18 protein-coding genes are annotated in these 15,552 nt (G+C 39.0%); 17 read left to right on the top strand and 1 reads right to left on the bottom strand.

Annotation, left to right across the window (positions count from 1 at the left end):
- Window positions 1-301: 301 nt before the first annotated feature.
- The 10 genes from FXV78_RS04425 to FXV78_RS04380 all read left to right on the top strand — a co-directional run bounded on the left by FXV78_RS04425 (window position 302) and on the right by FXV78_RS04380 (window position 10,141).
- On the top strand, window positions 302-1,444 hold the full coding sequence (locus tag FXV78_RS04425) for a hypothetical protein (protein ID WP_005342227.1): 1,143 nt from the start codon (window positions 302-304) through the stop codon (window positions 1,442-1,444).
- A 12-nt stretch (window positions 1,445-1,456) separates the two neighbouring features.
- On the top strand, window positions 1,457-2,494 hold the full coding sequence (locus FXV78_RS04420) for a YqaJ viral recombinase family nuclease (RefSeq protein ID WP_004223854.1): 1,038 nt from the start codon (window positions 1,457-1,459) through the stop codon (window positions 2,492-2,494).
- Entirely contained in the window at window positions 2,494-2,895 is a 402-nt protein-coding gene (locus tag FXV78_RS04415; protein WP_004223852.1) for a DUF7768 domain-containing protein, read from the top strand. Before FXV78_RS04420 ends, FXV78_RS04415 begins: the two co-directional genes overlap by 1 nt.
- A complete protein-coding gene (recD2, locus tag FXV78_RS04410; RefSeq protein ID WP_004223849.1) occupies window positions 2,873-5,116 on the top strand; it encodes an SF1B family DNA helicase RecD2 in 2,244 nt (747 codons plus the stop codon). Before FXV78_RS04415 ends, recD2 begins: the two co-directional genes overlap by 23 nt.
- 89 nt (window positions 5,117-5,205) lie before the next feature.
- The gene (locus tag FXV78_RS04405; RefSeq protein WP_172620975.1) at window positions 5,206-6,138 is read left to right on the top strand and encodes a hypothetical protein; all 933 of its coding nucleotides are present in this window, start codon (window positions 5,206-5,208) and stop codon (window positions 6,136-6,138) included.
- A 75-nt stretch (window positions 6,139-6,213) separates the two neighbouring features.
- Window positions 6,214-7,395, top strand: coding sequence for a CHC2 zinc finger domain-containing protein (locus FXV78_RS04400; RefSeq protein ID WP_330368584.1), 1,182 nt, complete (start codon window positions 6,214-6,216; stop codon window positions 7,393-7,395).
- A gap of 46 nt (window positions 7,396-7,441) precedes the next feature.
- Window positions 7,442-8,230 (top strand): class B sortase, encoded by a 789-nt coding sequence (gene srtB, locus FXV78_RS04395; protein WP_233447356.1) that lies wholly within the window; start codon window positions 7,442-7,444, stop codon window positions 8,228-8,230.
- Between the two features lie 3 nt (window positions 8,231-8,233).
- Window positions 8,234-8,650 (top strand): hypothetical protein, encoded by a 417-nt coding sequence (locus FXV78_RS04390; protein WP_004223840.1) that lies wholly within the window; start codon window positions 8,234-8,236, stop codon window positions 8,648-8,650.
- Window positions 8,651-8,839: 189 nt separating this feature from the next.
- Window positions 8,840-9,760, top strand: a complete 921-nt coding sequence (locus tag FXV78_RS04385) for a ParM/StbA family protein (RefSeq protein ID WP_233447355.1) — start codon at window positions 8,840-8,842, stop codon at window positions 9,758-9,760.
- A gap of 15 nt (window positions 9,761-9,775) precedes the next feature.
- Window positions 9,776-10,141, top strand: a complete 366-nt coding sequence (locus tag FXV78_RS04380; protein ID WP_227219350.1) for a stage III sporulation protein AF — start codon at window positions 9,776-9,778, stop codon at window positions 10,139-10,141.
- Between the two features lie 143 nt (window positions 10,142-10,284).
- Here the strand turns inward: FXV78_RS04380 and FXV78_RS04375 are convergent, their stop codons facing one another.
- Window positions 10,285-10,635, bottom strand: coding sequence for a helix-turn-helix domain-containing protein (locus FXV78_RS04375; RefSeq protein ID WP_004223831.1), 351 nt, complete (start codon window positions 10,633-10,635; stop codon window positions 10,285-10,287).
- Between the two features lie 395 nt (window positions 10,636-11,030).
- Here FXV78_RS04375 and FXV78_RS04365 point away from each other — a divergent pair, with 395 nt between their 5' ends.
- From FXV78_RS04365 to FXV78_RS04335, 7 genes are all read left to right on the top strand, one after another.
- Window positions 11,031-11,477: a sigma-70 RNA polymerase sigma factor region 4 domain-containing protein gene (locus tag FXV78_RS04365; protein WP_004223827.1), complete on the top strand. Its 447-nt coding sequence runs from the start codon at window positions 11,031-11,033 to the stop codon at window positions 11,475-11,477.
- Window positions 11,474-11,662, top strand: a complete 189-nt coding sequence (locus FXV78_RS04360; protein WP_004223825.1) for a helix-turn-helix domain-containing protein — start codon at window positions 11,474-11,476, stop codon at window positions 11,660-11,662. The genes FXV78_RS04365 and FXV78_RS04360 overlap by 4 nt, the downstream gene beginning before the upstream one ends.
- A gap of 377 nt (window positions 11,663-12,039) precedes the next feature.
- Window positions 12,040-13,125 carry an IS701 family transposase gene (locus FXV78_RS04355; RefSeq protein ID WP_004842162.1) on the top strand — a complete coding sequence of 362 codons (1,086 nt, stop codon included), beginning with the start codon at window positions 12,040-12,042 and terminating at the stop codon, window positions 13,123-13,125.
- 59 nt (window positions 13,126-13,184) lie between these two features.
- Window positions 13,185-13,367: a hypothetical protein gene (locus tag FXV78_RS04350; RefSeq protein ID WP_004223822.1), complete on the top strand. Its 183-nt coding sequence runs from the start codon at window positions 13,185-13,187 to the stop codon at window positions 13,365-13,367.
- Window position 13,368: 1 nt separating this feature from the next.
- Window positions 13,369-14,097: a LytR/AlgR family response regulator transcription factor gene (locus FXV78_RS04345; RefSeq protein WP_004842163.1), complete on the top strand. Its 729-nt coding sequence runs from the start codon at window positions 13,369-13,371 to the stop codon at window positions 14,095-14,097.
- Window positions 14,098-14,210: 113 nt separating this feature from the next.
- Window positions 14,211-14,366 carry a hypothetical protein gene (locus FXV78_RS04340; RefSeq protein ID WP_004223818.1) on the top strand — a complete coding sequence of 52 codons (156 nt, stop codon included), beginning with the start codon at window positions 14,211-14,213 and terminating at the stop codon, window positions 14,364-14,366.
- 66 nt (window positions 14,367-14,432) lie between these two features.
- Window positions 14,433-15,491, top strand: a complete 1,059-nt coding sequence (locus tag FXV78_RS04335) for a radical SAM protein (RefSeq protein ID WP_004223812.1) — start codon at window positions 14,433-14,435, stop codon at window positions 15,489-15,491.
- Window positions 15,492-15,552 lie beyond the last annotated feature (61 nt).

Genomic DNA, 15,552 nt, shown 5'->3' with positions numbered 1-15,552 from the left:
TTAATTTTATGCGTACCCATAGGGGGAGTTTTGGATTTGTATAAATCCGAAGACTCAAGGAGAGCAGTAAGGCTGCTTATTCCGCATAAGTTGTTTATGATTGTATAAAGTGTCACTATCTGTCCTTATGGGGCAATAGCGGCACTTTTGTTTTTTCGGTAATATTATCAGGGATATGAGAATGGATAGCGGAGGAATACTTCTCTTTTCATTCTTTTTTTATGCCCAAATGAAAGGCAGGATTGCCACAATCAGCTTTGGCTGTTTATGGATAAATAAATTTAAGAAAGGTGGTACACACATGAAAGAAACAAAGATTTATGCAGATGAGTTTTGCACTACATTTGCAAGCACAACGGAGATGCTGGAATTTCTGGCTGAGAGGGCAAAGCAGTCCAAGTGGATTCGAAAGCCTACCAGGATGCTAAAACTGGTTCCATTGGAAAAGGAGGCAGAAACCATTGAAGAAGCCTGTGAAAAAGAACTGGAAGGAATAGTAGAGGATACAGAAAAGAATACCCAGTTGGTATTAAAAGTGAACAAGGATTTTTATCCGGTTCGTGACTGTGCTATTCATACAATTCTGAAAAGAGCCGGCATTAATGGAACAGGATTAAAGAAACTGGAGAAAGCTACTTATGCAAAGGTAGTAAACTACTGTCTTCAGGTAGCGAAAGGAGATGCCTTAATCAAGGTGGCAGATGGAAAAGTATCTGCAGTACATGGCGGTGATGATCATGATTACTGTGTACTGGATATGCAGACAATCTTCAATATGACAAGTGATTATCTGAAAGCACATTTTAAGGGAAGTACTTATCTGGAGGGATCTGGAAGTTTTGACCATTCCATTGTGTCCGCTATGTGGACTTTAGGAGGAAATCAGGAACTTTTGGATACTTATCACCAGGCTTTGGAGGATCATGGAATTGAGGATAAGAGCCTTGCTCCTGCACTGCGCCTGACTACTTCTGATGTAGCAGTAAGTGGTGTGAATCTGTATCCCATGATGCTCTCACAAACCAGTAACCGTGTCATTAACCTGGGCAGTCCTATCAAACTGTCACATGATAGAGGGGCGACCTTACAGGATTTCCGGAATAATCTGGACAAAATTTTTTCCCGTTATCAGGAAGCAGTTAAAGGAATTGTTGGTTTGATGGATATAGATATCCAAAACCCTGTAAACTGTCTGCATCTGATTATGAAGGAACTCAAAATCAATCAGAAAATTCGAAATGAAGTAGTAGATCTTTTTGTGGGACAATATGGGGAAGAACCATGCACAGCTCATGATCTTTATTTTGCCATGCACGAAGCTGCTTTCTTTGCTGCTTGTGAAGGATTTTCTGCACCACGGATTTTAAAATTGGAAGAAGATATTGCAAAAACACTGGCCTTTGACTGGAAAGGGTTTGATGTATATGGAACGATTAAATTATAAGGAGGAAATGAGATGAATACAGCATTAAATTATCAGCCGGAAGTTCTTGTTGATACAGCAGATTTGAGCCGAGAAGATTGGTTGGATTACCGGCGTCTTGGTATTGGTGGAAGCGATGCAGCGGCAATCATGGGCTTATCCCCATTTGCGACAATCAGGGATTTGTATTTCGATAAAATTGGTGTTACGCCAGTAATCGAAGAAGAGGAAGAAAACTGGGTAGCGAAAGAAGTGGGACACCGCCTGGAAGATTTGGTTGCCATGATTTTTGCCAAGAAGACTGGACTTGAAGTTTTCCCTGTACGAAAAATGTTCCGGCATCCGCTATATCCGTTTATGTTAGCGGATGTGGATTACTTTATCCGTTTTCCAGATGGCAGCATTGGGATTTTGGAATGTAAAACCTGTAATTACAATGCAAAAGACAAATGGGCAGATGATGGGATTCCTGAAAACTATGTTTTGCAGGTTCGTCATTATCTTGCAGTCATGAATATGAATAAGGCATATATTGCTTGCCTTTATGGAAACAATGAAAATGAATTTGTTTACCGGTGTCTGGAACGAGATAGAATGGAGGAAGAAGAACTCATTGACCAGGAGAAATACTTCTGGGAGGAATATGTGGAGAAGAAAATAGAACCACCGTATTCCGGAAAGCCAGATCTCATTTTGGCTAGTATCCGGAAATATAATGGTTACGCAGACAAATCAATTCCTGAAATCAGCATATCTAGCTTGGAATCACGCAGTCTTGAAAAATATCTCAAATTATCTGAAGAAAAATCCCAATTGGAAAAGAGAAAAAAGGAGATTGAAGCGGAACAACGTGCATTGAGTGTACCGTTTGTCGAGCTTCTTGGACAAGGGTGTAAGGCAGTGATCGAGGATGGGAGTTTCCGTTACCGGATTACTTATAATCCTACGATACGCACCCAGATTGGAAAAGAAAATATGGAGAAGCTGAAAAATCAGCATCCGGATATCTACGAAGAATACACAAGCACTACAGAAAGCAGGATTTTCCGGATTAAAAAGGAGGTTGCATAATGTTACAAGGAAAAAAGGCATATATCTGTTCTCCGCTGTCTGCCCGGAATCCAGAGGGAGTGCAGCATAATATGGAATTGGCAAAATACTATCTCATGCAGATGAAACGGCTGTATCATTGCCGTACTTTTGCTTCACATGCTCATCTTCCGTTAATGTTGGATGACCGTATCCCAGAAGAGCGTGAGACTGCAATGCAGATTGGAGCTTTGATGCTGGATTTATGTGAAGTATTAATTATTTGTGGCTCCTGCATTAGCGAAGGAATGAGAAGAGAGATTCAGACAGCATTCGAGAAAGGAAAGGACGTTTATTGGTATGATTCCAAGATGAAACCAGGCGAATTGATGAAAGTAGAGAACTGGAGGAGTATAGACGATGAGGTGCAAATATATACGTAAGATTTTTCAAAATGAGGAAAACGGATATACGGTTGCATTATTTTCCACGCTGGATCATGAGGTTCCTCTTTCTGCCAGAGATAAATTTTGGGCAGACAAAAAAATCATTGCGTTTACTGCAAAAGGATATGACCTGCCTCTTACGGATGAAATCGAAATAGAAATGGAAGGCGAGTGGGAGACAAATTCCCATGGAACACAATACAAGGTAGAAACTTTTTTGGAAGTTGTACCTAGAACAAGGGAAGGTATCTTAGGATACCTTTCTTGTGGTTCTTTAAAGGGAATTGGTCCCAAAACGGCAGAACGGATTGTCGATCGTTTTGGTCTGGATACCTTGGAGGTAATGGAAAAGTATCCACAGGAATTATTAAAGATTCAGGGGATATCTCAGAAAAAACTGGACCGTATTGTGGATTCTTTTGGAAAAAACAAAGTATTCCGGGAATTGATGACTTTTTTATCACCGTTTCATGTTACGCCTAAAAAAGCAAATATGATTCTTCAGAAGTTTCGGGATCAATCCGTAGAAATCATTCGGAAGCAGCCTTATATACTCTGCTCAGTCAAAGGGTTTGGTTTTCTCACTGTGGATGCCATTGCAAGGCAGTGCTGTGCTGCAACAAATGATCCTATGCGTATTTCCGGATGCGTCAGCTATGTGTTGCGGGAAGCCATGAAGCAGAACGGACATTTATATCTGGAGCAGGAAATTCTGGTGAAAGATGCATTGAAGGTTCTGAATAAAGAACCGGATCTTCAGCCGGTGACGGAAACAGAGATTTTAAAAGTGTTATATCGTCTGGTCATGCAGGACAGTATCGTAGTAGAAGAGAATAGGGTTTACATTACCAAACAGCATCAGGAAGAAGAGGATACAGCCTCTATGATTGCAAGAAAATTGCACGAGCAAATTCCAGCTCTTACGATTGAAAAGGAACTGGAGGAAGCACAGGAGGATTTAAACATAACATTATCCGAACAGCAGAAAGAAGCAGTGCGTATGGTTTTTGCAAACCCGATCTGCATTATTACTGGAGGACCTGGAACCGGCAAAACAACGGTTTTGAAGGTCATTTTGTATATCTATCAGAAAAAATGTGGGAATGAAGTCAAACTGATGGCACCGACTGGACGTGCTGCAAGGAGAATGGCAGAGAGTACTGGAAATGGAGATGCAACTACTATGCACATGGCACTGGGGCTTTTTGGTGACGGTGATTATGAAGCACTTACGGATAAACTATCCGCAGATTTTATTAATGCGGATGAGGTATCTATGGTAGATATGCACCTTGCCTATGAATTTTTTTACAAGATAAAGGCAGGGGCAAGGGTGCTTTTGGTCGGGGATGTCCATCAGCTTCCTTCAGTAGGAGCTGGGGATGTGTTCCGGCAGCTTATCTTGTGCGGGAAAATACCGGTTACTGTTTTAAATCTGGTATATCGCCAGGGGAAGGACAGCAACATCCCCATAAATGCTCAACTTATCAATGAAGGAAAGACAAACCTGCAATGGGGGGATGATTTCCAGATGGTCGAATGTTCAGGAGCAGATGCGGCGGCACAAATTGTTAAAAATATCTATCTCAAGGAAATTCAGATGTATGGTATGGAGCAAGTACAGATACTCTCTCCATATAAAGTGAGAAGTGCAGCCGGTGTCTTGGAACTGAACCGCAGTCTGCAGGACGAGGTAAATCCCCCTGTATCCGGAAAAAGGGAGCTTCATCTTGGCGGTGAGATATTTCGGGAAGGTGACAGAATCCTTCAAAACAAGAATACAGAATTTGCCAGTAACGGAGATTTGGGTACATTGGTACAGATTGCTGAAGATGAGGACAATAACCCTCTGGTTCAAATCGTATTTACAGATGGCCGCAGGGTGAAGTATGAGGCAGAGCAGGTGGAAATGATTGAACATGCAAACGCCGTAACCATACACAAAAGCCAAGGAAGCGAGTGCCAGGTGGTCATCATTCCGTGGTTAAAAGCTTTTTATCCCATGCTGAAGCGGAACATCTTTTATACGGGAATCACCAGGGCAAAACAGCGTGTTTATATTGTTGGGGAATGGAAAGCCGTTTGTCAGGCAATCCACACAGATGATACGGGAACCAGAAAGACGATGCTGGCAGTAAAAATACAACAGTATTGTGAAAGGTATCAGAGACAGGAAAACAGACGGATTCCTGCAACAATTTACAACAGGGCTGTGTAAAAAAATAGCAAAATAGTTCAATGTTGGGAATTGGCAGGTTATTACTTTATGAAGGGATGTCCTGCCGGTTCCAAAGAAAGGAGCAGGCAATGAGCGAATTATTATATAACAAGTCAAAAGCAGTAGAAGAACTGAATAAAGTGGAAGGATTTTATCCTCTGGAACTTGCCAGAGTTATTTCTAATGAAGGGCAGGAGGAACAACGGTATCTGGATGTGAAATATCGGAAGCTGTGGTTCCGTCTGGTAAATCCTACAGGCAAGATTATCAGCCGGATTGTTCACTTTACCGAAAATATGGCAGTCGTAGAAGCCAGAATTTATCTGGATAAGTGTGATCAGGAAGATAATTATATTGCCAATTCCTTTTCACAGAAGTTTCGTACAGCAGATACACAGTTTGGGGATAAATTTCTTGAAATGGCAGAAACAGCGGCAATTGGGCGAGCTTTGGCAGATGCGGGGTATGGTCTGCAATTTGCTGATGTAGGGGAAGGAAATGATCCAATGCAGGTAGATGCAGGAATTCCTGTAAATCAGGGAACACAGATGCAGACTGCGATGCCAGCACAAACCCCTGCACCAGGAATGCAGCAGACTCCCAATCAGTCAGCAGGAACCATGCCATCATTTCCGCTTCAAGCAACTCCGGGGCAGCAGATGATGGAACAGTTTTATCAAGAAGCACAAGCCAATGGAAATACGATTGGCGGGGGAACGGGTACAGGACAGATGACAAATCCGGTAATGATTCCGGCAACTGGATCTGTACCAGTTATGCAGCAGATGCCTTCTAAGCCGCAATTTCTGGATCCCAATATGCCAGTGGAAGAACTGGTGAAAAGGATGAGTTATGAGCAGGCAATACAAGTAGCCGTAACAGGACAGGGAAAATTTAGTGGAAAAACCATGGGACAGGTTGCAATAGAAAGTCCTTCCAGCTTGCAATGGTTCGCAGAACAGTATCATGGACAGAACCATTTCATACCGGCGGCAGCCAGAGTAATTCTTGCAAAGGCATAGCAAATAGCCGGCTTAACATTCTTTCCACAGCCAAAAAAGGCTGTGGAAGAAAGGAGGAACCATAGAGTGTATGATATGTCAGGCTTTAGCTACGATATCACAGATGTCGTGCATTTACTGCAACTTAGAGTACGGCATAAAAATTCTTCGTCAATGGATGTGAATTGTCCATTTTGTGGAGAAACAAAAGGGAAAATGAATGTTAATCTTCAGAAAAATGTGTTCCGGTGTAATCGGTGTGATGCTTCAGGTGGAATGCTAGAATTATACGGAAGACTGCATGGTGTTTCCAGTGCAGAGGCAAACCGACAGATCCGGGAAGCTCTGGGAAAGGGGGAATACCGGACGGATTATCAGGTAGTTCATAAAGAAGAGCCTGTAGAAATTTTCAATGCCGAGTTAGCGGATGCAGATGTCATTGACCGAACATATCAAGAAATGTTGTCGTTATTGACCTTAAATGATAAACATCAGGAAGATCTTAAAAAAAGAGGGCTGACGAAAGAACAGATCGAGATACAGAGGTATCGTAGTGTACCGTTGTTTGGAATTAAAAATATGGTACAAAAACTGTTGGAATCCGGACAGACGGTAAAAGGTGTGCCAGGATTTTATGAAGATCAAGATGGGAAATGGACAATTAATTTTACTTCTAAAAATTCTGGGATTTTGATACCGATTCGATCCGTGGAAGGAAAAATACAAGGATTTCAGATACGGTTGGATCAGGTAATGGAGGGACGGAAGTATATCTGGCTTTCCAGTGTGAAATTCCAAAATGGAGTATCATCAGGGAGTCCGGTACATGTCATAGGAAGTCTGGACGCAGAACAGATCTATTTAACAGAAGGTGCATTAAAAGGTACGATAGCCCACTATTTATCTGGAGATACGTTCATTTGCGTTGCAGGTGTCAATCAGTACAGAAATTTAAAGCCAGTTTTGGAAACACTGAAAAGCAGGCATCTGCAGCACCTATATGAAGCTTATGATATGGATAAAAAAATGAAGGTATATTGTGATGGGGATTCTGAGAAATGTGATGCCTGTCAACGTAAACTAGCCACTTTTTATTGTCCGCATAAGATGCAGAAACGGCAGATTCTACAGAACGCTTGTAGAAAGGTGTATGAAATCTGTAGTGGATTGTCTATTTCCATGAGCCGTATGGTTTGGGACATGGATTCTTATGGTGAGTGGAATGGGCAGATCAAAGGAATTGATGATTATTACTATGTATTGAAAAATACGGGGTAAATATGGACCGGGCAAGTTGTCCGGTCTTATGGAAGAGGAGGATTCGATGAAACGAAAGAAAATTTACGGTATATTTATGCTTGTAGCCATTGCTGTTTTTTTATTTGCAGGAGGAAGGATATTGCAAATTTATTTGAATTATCAGGAAAGTCAAAAAGTCTATGAGCAGATGGAAGGGTTTACACAAAAGATAGAGGATCAAAACCTGTCACCAGAAGCGGTTCCAGGGGAAACACCAGAGGAGGTCGCAGAGCAGGGATTCCTACAGGTGGATTTTAACAAGCTGGAAGAAATCAATCCAGATGTCATTGCATGGATTGAGATTCCTGGTTTGGAAATTAGTTATCCGGTAGTCCAGGGGAGGGATAATGACTATTATCTACATCACCTGATTACGGGAGAAAATCATAAAAGTGGCAGTATTTTTATGGACTTTCACAACCAGGAGGATTTATCAGACAGAAATTCCATTATCTATGGGCATAATATGAAGGATGGGAGCATGTTTGGAACCCTAGATCAGTATCAGTCACAGGCACTTTATCGAAACTATCCCTATTTTTATATGTATGTGACAGGATATATTTATGAGTATCAGATTTTTTCCTGTTATGCAGCACCGACGGATCATCCAGCATATACTTATGATTTTCCTACTTCTGAGGACTATGAAGTTTTTCTGGAAACACTACAAAGAAGTGCTGAGTATAACACAGGGATGACAGTTACCAAGGAGGATCAGGTAGTGACCTTATCAACTTGTGTAAATACCCGAAAGGATTATCGCTATTTAGTACATGGAAAACTGAAACAGAAAATAAAAATGGAGGAATAACAGATGTTAGATTTTGAATATGCAAAGGCATTGGTAGAGGTTGTGCTAGATACAACTTGCAGCGAAAAAGAAAGAGAAGTACGGCTGGAGTGTTTAACCCCAATATTTGGCAGAGCAAATGCTTATTTAAAGAAAGGCTTCTTACCCAATGTGGTAGAGGCTTTTTTTGTGCGAAAAATGGAAGGTTTGCCACTGGTATCGACAAAGCAGGATATGCAGGATTTTTTGAAAGTCAGTACACCCCATTATTTCGGCGGGAAATTTACAGTTAGTAATATTCCGTATTATTCAGAGGAAGAAGAACTGCTACTTTGGTCAGAAACATCACTTCGTGGTCCATTGATTACAGCCGGATACGAACGCTATATGGAACTGTTTAAAAAGATTTTGCCTCAAAAGGCAGAACAGATTAATTTTTAAAAAGAGAAATAATTCAAATGAGGACTGGAAATGTATAGTAGGTAAAGATGAATGTTAAAAATCATTGTATAGGAAGAATGCATCTGTCTGTGGCAAAATTCCGCAGACAGAATTTTTTTGAAAAAAAGTTGCTTTGTACGGAAGTTCTGCGTACAAGAGAAGTATAAAGAAAAAAGGAGAGATGATTTTATGATAAAAAAAGTTCGGATTGCGGTAGACCATGGTAATAGAAATATGAAAACCTGTTCCCAGGTATTTACGACAGGGCTTACCATTCAGGATAAAAAGCCTGCCAGAGGGGAAAAGTTCCTGTTCTATGAGGGAAAGTATTATGTGCTGAGTGAAAATAGGATTCCTTATCAAAGAGATAAAACGCAGGATGATCGTTTTTTTATCCTTACTCTATTTGCAATCGTAAAAGAGCTGGAGGAAAACCCTCAAATTCAGCCAGAGGATGTCATTCAAGTGGATCTTCCGATTGGGCTGCCACCCAAGCATTATGCAGAACTTTGTGAACGGTATGAATCATATTTTAAAAGGCAAGGGAAAATCTATGATATCAATTACTGTGGTAGTACATATCATATCACTATTGGAGAGGTAATGGCATTTCCACAGGACTATGCGGCTATGATGACTATGATTGAAAAGCTACAGCAGATTCCCAAAGTAGTAGGAATTGATATAGGAGGATTTACTACAGACTATCTTCTGATGCGGAAAGGTAATCCGGATATGGAAGCCTGTGATTCCATGGAAAAAGGCGTGATTACCATGTATAACAAGATTATTTCCGGGATTAACAGTGAATATGATATTTTGTTAGAGGAAAGTGATATTGACAGTATCCTTCAGGGAAACACAGAGTTTTATGAAGAGGCTGTAGTCCGTATGACAGAAGGCATGGTGCAAGATTTTGTAAAGGATCTGCTGAACAGTATTCGAGAAAGAGGCATAGATACCAAAGCAGCATATACGGTATTTATTGGAGGCGGGGCAAAGCTATTGAGCCATTTCCTAGAACAATCAGACCGTCTGGGGAAATATACCTTTATTGAGGATATTTCTGCCAATGCCAAAGGATATGACAGACTGTTTCAGATTATGTAGAGGAGTGTGATTAATGTGGAGAAAAAGAATCCTTATAAATTCACACTTGGGTTTGATAAAACGAAACCAACTCATGTACGTGCAGTAGAGATTTTAAACGCCGTAAGGGATAAAGCCGACTTAATTGCATCAGCAGTGGTAACTCATATAGATGGCGGCAGAACAGAAGAAGGGGCTGTATTGAACCAAGAAGCTTTGCAGATTATGATGTTGGAATTGGTAAAGCAAGAAGTGGAAAAAGCAATGCAGAACTATTCTTCAAAACAGGAGAATGTTCAAGTGGAAGAAGAAATAGAGAAACAGAAGGTATCTGAATTTGTCCTTGCACCTGAAGTTGCCAAAAGCGTTAGAGATGCAATGAGTGCATTTAGAAATAGATAGAAAAGAAAAAAGAAGCATCGGATTTTGAGTGCTTCTTTTTTGTTGCACATTTATGCCAATTCACAGGAACCCCACAGATTTCGCACAGGTTTCTCACAGATTTCATCCGTATAATCAAAAGTCAGATATTGTCAGAAAAAGGCTTAATTGAGTGGATCCTTTTCTTTCAATGCAGAAAGAAGCCCACGCAAGGTGCGTAGGGCAATTTGCCGCTCATCTTCAGAGCAGTTTTGCAGTTCTTTCATAATCTGATAGGTAGTAGTGTCCGGTTCCTTTCGTTCATCCTGAACAGCTGCATCAATTGAAATATTCAGAAATTGAGCGATTGGGATTAAAGTTGCAAGTTCCGGATTGCCATTACAGGTTTCAATATCAGAAATGGTCCGGGTGGACACACCGGCTTGTTCTGCAAGTCTTGATTGTGACAGACCACGCCTTTCTCTTTCACTTCTTACCATATAGCCTAATTTTTTCTTGACAGTATCCATCAGCATCCGCATCACCTCACTTATTGTTTTATTTTATCGTAGATTGATAGTAAGAGAAACGCATTATAGTGCATGAAGATACGCAATATAATGTGAATTGCGGGGCAGGAGAACCTACAAAGGAGGAGCATCTATGCTGCAAGGAAAGACAAGGCACTTGTGTAATGATTCGTCAAAAAAATCTTGCTTTTGCAGGGGTGCCAAAAGGGTTATTTATATGCAGTATATGCGTTAATATATGAAGTCATCGTGCAGGATGATGCATGGGATAAGAAAGATGTCGAGCCAGAAGAAATGTGGTTCGGCGTTTTCTTTTACCAAAATAAAAATATCCTTCATAGATGCAGATCTCCACCTCTGAAGTTTGGAAACTTATTGATTTCAAATTTCGGAGGTAGAAAATGAAAGAAGAACAAAAATATCACGGATCTAAGACAAGAAATTATTTTACTGCGTACTTGTTGGCATCTATAAGAGGAAAAAGACTTCGGTATCTGGAAAAGCAGCAGAAAATATTATTTGCAGAGGAAAATCTGGAAGATAAAGAATTTACAGATACGGATATTTCGCCAGAGGAAAGGCTGGAATTGGAGCAGAAAGAGCGACTGCTCATGGAAGAAGCACAGGGGATTTATCCAGAATGGAATGGGATGACGGACATAAACCTTATGGAAGCCATGTTTTCTTTGCATGAGGAAGAACGAAAGCTTATCTATCAGCATGTATTTGAGGAACGTACATTTAAAGAAATGAGCATCTTGAATCAGATGCCGGAAGAACGGTGTAAAGGTGCATATTATTGGGCTATCCGGAAAATACGCAAGAGAATGGGAGGAAAGAAATCATGAATTTTAAAGAATTGTTATACCGGGCAAGGCAAGGGAATCAAGAGGCCATACTGGAAATATTTGAAATGTACCGGCCACTTTTAATTAAAAATGCTTTGGTAGAAGGGATTTTTGATGAAGATCTGTATCAGGAATTAACAGCAGAATTGCTGAAGTGCATACGGTATTTTAGAGATGTAGAATAGTATTATAGTAGTATAGGAAGAGGCGTGACTGGTAAGGTACGCCTCTTCCGTATATCATAGAGAGCTGAACGATAATAAAAGAATGTTGTGATTACCAAGTAGGCAATAAAAAAGGCAATCTATACAAGAAAACTAGACTAGTATCAATGAGGACATTTATTATAAAAACTATAAATGAGCAAGTTCGTGATTTTGCATAAAAGAAAGACACCTCGATTCCATGTGTTGTATAATGAAAGTGCCAAAACAAACATTTGCAACATTTACGAAAGAAGGTGTCTCTCGCAAATACTATACATCATTCCTCATTCATATACAACCAGTTTAAAAAATTAAACTTATGCAAATTTTATTCGAACCGAGTAATAAACCATCTTATGAGTATCCTAATCAGTATTTTCATTTTAGGATATCATGGAAAAACTACGGACTTTGCTAAAAACAGTTCCTGCCACAGAACGACGATTGCCCATTTTCTCAATTCCGGAAAATGGGATGATTCATTACTTTCAGATACGTTAAAATGCTCTGTCATTGAGATTATTTATTCAGAAGCAGCACGCACCGGAAAGCCTGTTTTCTGCATTGTGGACGATACGATTGCTTCAAAGACAAAGCCTTCGTCACGGGCTTTACATCCGATTGAAGATGCGTATTTTCACCAATCCCATTTAAAGGGAAAACAGGACTACGGGCATCAGGCAGTTGCTGTTATGCTTTCCTGCAATGGCATTGTTCTGAACTATGCTTTTGTAATGTACAATAAGTCAATTTCCAAGATTGACATTGTACAAAGCATTGCAAAGGAGCTGCCTGTTCCACCGGTAATGTCCTATTTTCTTTGCGACTGCTGGTATGTTTCTGAAAAGATAATCAATACCTTTGCACAGAGAGGGTTCCATACCATCGGTGCTTTGAAAACAAACCGTTTGCTGTATCCATCGGGAATGAAAAAGAAACTTCGTGAACTGGCCGCCGAATTGTCTGTTACACATCGTGAATTTGACCTTGTGACAGTCAAAAAACGAAACTATTATGTGTACCGGTACGAGGGCAACCTCAACGGCATAGAAAATGCGGTAGTTCTTTTGAGTTATCCGGAAAAAGCATTTGGTAATCCCAAAGCATTGCGTGCTTTCATCAGTACAAACGCAGCCCTATCTACACAGGAGATTCTTTCCTGGTATGTGTGTCGATGGCCGATTGAAGTATTTTTCCGCCAGTGTAAGGATAAACTGGCACTGGACAGCTATCAGATACGCTCTGCACAGGGAATCAAAAGGTACTGGCTGCTTATGTCACTGGCACATTTCATGTGTGCAGTGGGTACTGGTAGGTTCTGTTCATTTGAAACTGGATATCACGAAATCTGTGATACCATTCAGCTGGAAAAGTATCGTTATCTTTTTCAATGCGCAAAGGAAAGCAATGATTTTGATTCATTTATGAAATTCGCAGTGTAGTTTTGTGCAATTTTTCAAATTTGCTCATTTATAGATAAAAAGATAAGGAGGATGTATTCATGGGAAGGGAACAGAATAAAAAGGGTTTAGATGAAATAAACAGAAATCATGATGAGAAACAAAATATAACGGAGAAAGAATGGGCATTATTAGAAAAATATAGAAATCTTTGTGAGGAAAATAAATTAACAATAGATATTTTGATTCAACGATTATTGACACATCAGAAAGGCAGGGAATAGGTTGATTAAAGTAGGATTGTGTGATGACATTACAGACTATAACAAAAAAATGGAGAACTATATAATACGTTATGGTAATGAAAACCATATAAAGGTTAAAATTACTGCATACGGAAGTGGTTCACAATTGTTATTAAACTTTCAAAAGAGAAAGTTTGACATAATTTTTTTGGATGTTTCTATGCCGGAATTAGATGGGTTTGAAACAGCAGAACGAATTAGAAGTATAGATGAAAATGTTGTAATAGTATTTTGTACATCCTTTTACACAATATCAAATGCAGGGAAAGGTTTTGAAGTGGATGCAGAGGATTTCTTATCAAAGCCATTATTATATAAAAAGGTAGAACACCTTTTAAATAAAGTATATAAAAAGAAATTGTTGTGTGCAGAGGAAAAATTATTTTTGAAGTGCCAAGATGGATTGATTACGCTACAGCTTTCAGATATAATCTACATACAGGTAAGGAACAAACTATTGATTCTGCATACGAATAAGGGAGAAATACAAAGTAGCCAAAGGATGAGGGAACTGGAGGAAAGATTAAGCCGAAAATTATTCTTCAGATGTCATAACAGCTACATAGTAAATTTTGATTATGTAGAAGGTTTAAAGAATGATAGTGTACTCGTTAAGGATAAGAATCAACAGTTAAAAGAGATTCCGGTGAGTAAATATAAAAAAGAAGAATTTATGAAAGAATTAGCTATTTATGTAGGAAATAGATAGATTGAATATTTTATGCAAAAAAAAAAGTCGATTTAGACATGGAATGTTGATATATAGGAAAAAGCAGAGTATAGTTTGGACATACTTACTGATATTGAAAGGAGAGAAAGGATATGCAGGAAATTAAAACAACAGAGGAATATCAAAAAGAAGTGGAGATAACAGAAGAAGAAATAGAAAGTTATTCCGGCTGTTCAGAAAGAACACAGAGATGTTTAACTGATTGTCCCTGGCCGTTCCCAGGATCTTATATTAATGCAGCAAGCTAAATTAGAGAACCGCATACCTATCTGAAAAATGGATAGGCTGTGCGGTTACTTTTTTGGAGGAAAGAGATGTATACGATTACTTTAGAGGTAAATCAAATTTGTAATTTACGATGCGACTATTGCTATCTTGGAGAGAAAACAAATCAGATAATGCCCGAAGAAATTGCCTGTAAAGGGCTAGAAATAGCTTTTCTAAATGTAGAAAAGCATAAGGATAAAAGATTGTGGGTTGATTTTGTAGGAGGAGAAGCGTTAATTAGTTTTGCACTTTTACAGAAATTGGTCGAATATATTGAAGAGGAGGCTGCGAAACGAACAATTGCGGTTTCTTATTCTATTACCACGAATGGTACAATTATGAATAATGAAGTTTTGGAATGGTTAGTAAATAATAGAGTTCATTTAAAATTGAGCATAGATGGAACAATGGAAACTCATGACAGAAATCGCAAAACAAAACATGGTATAGGAAGTTATAGGAATATAATGCAGAACATAAGTTACTTTAGAGAGTACGAAGAGAGAACAAAACAATATATTCAGGTCGCTCATGTAGTTACTCAGAATAATTACTGGGAAGCTTTTAAGTCTGTTAAACATCTAGTAGAAGATTTACATTTTAGTATCGTAGATTCTTCTATAGATGTTACACATAGGTGGACTGTTGAGCAATTAGATAAATTGGGGCAGGAATGGGAAAATATTTTATGTTATTATATAAAGAAAAAAGAGAACGGACAAGCATTTTTGTGGGCACCAATATTGGATTTAAAAAAATATGGAGAAGAATACGTGAATTCCGGATTCTGTGGAGTGGGGTTAATCCAAATATATGTGAAAACAGATGGTGGGATTTATGGATGTGCAGCTAATTTAGAGTCTAGTGGGTGTTTAGGAGATGTGGAGAAAGGTTTCTCCGTAAGAAAAATAAAAGAATATCGGGAATTAGCAAACCAAAGTAATGCTTGTTTAAAGTGTAATATACATGCCAAATGTCAGAGCTGTAAATGTATTATGAACAATCTATCATACAGTAATCAGATAAATGGATATAATCCAGATATGTGCTATTTTGAAAAGAAAAAAATAACTTTATGGAATAAGTATGATAAAAAAATAGGATAAAATAAACTTGATAAATTAGTAAAAATGCGTTATTTTTATTATGAGACATCATAAATACTTG

It is taken from the genome of Mediterraneibacter gnavus ATCC 29149, from assembly GCF_008121495.1.
Taxonomy (GTDB): Bacteria; Bacillota; Clostridia; order Lachnospirales; family Lachnospiraceae; genus Mediterraneibacter; species Mediterraneibacter gnavus.
Note: the sequence above shows the minus strand (reverse complement) of the source record. Positions and strands in the feature narration are given on the sequence as shown.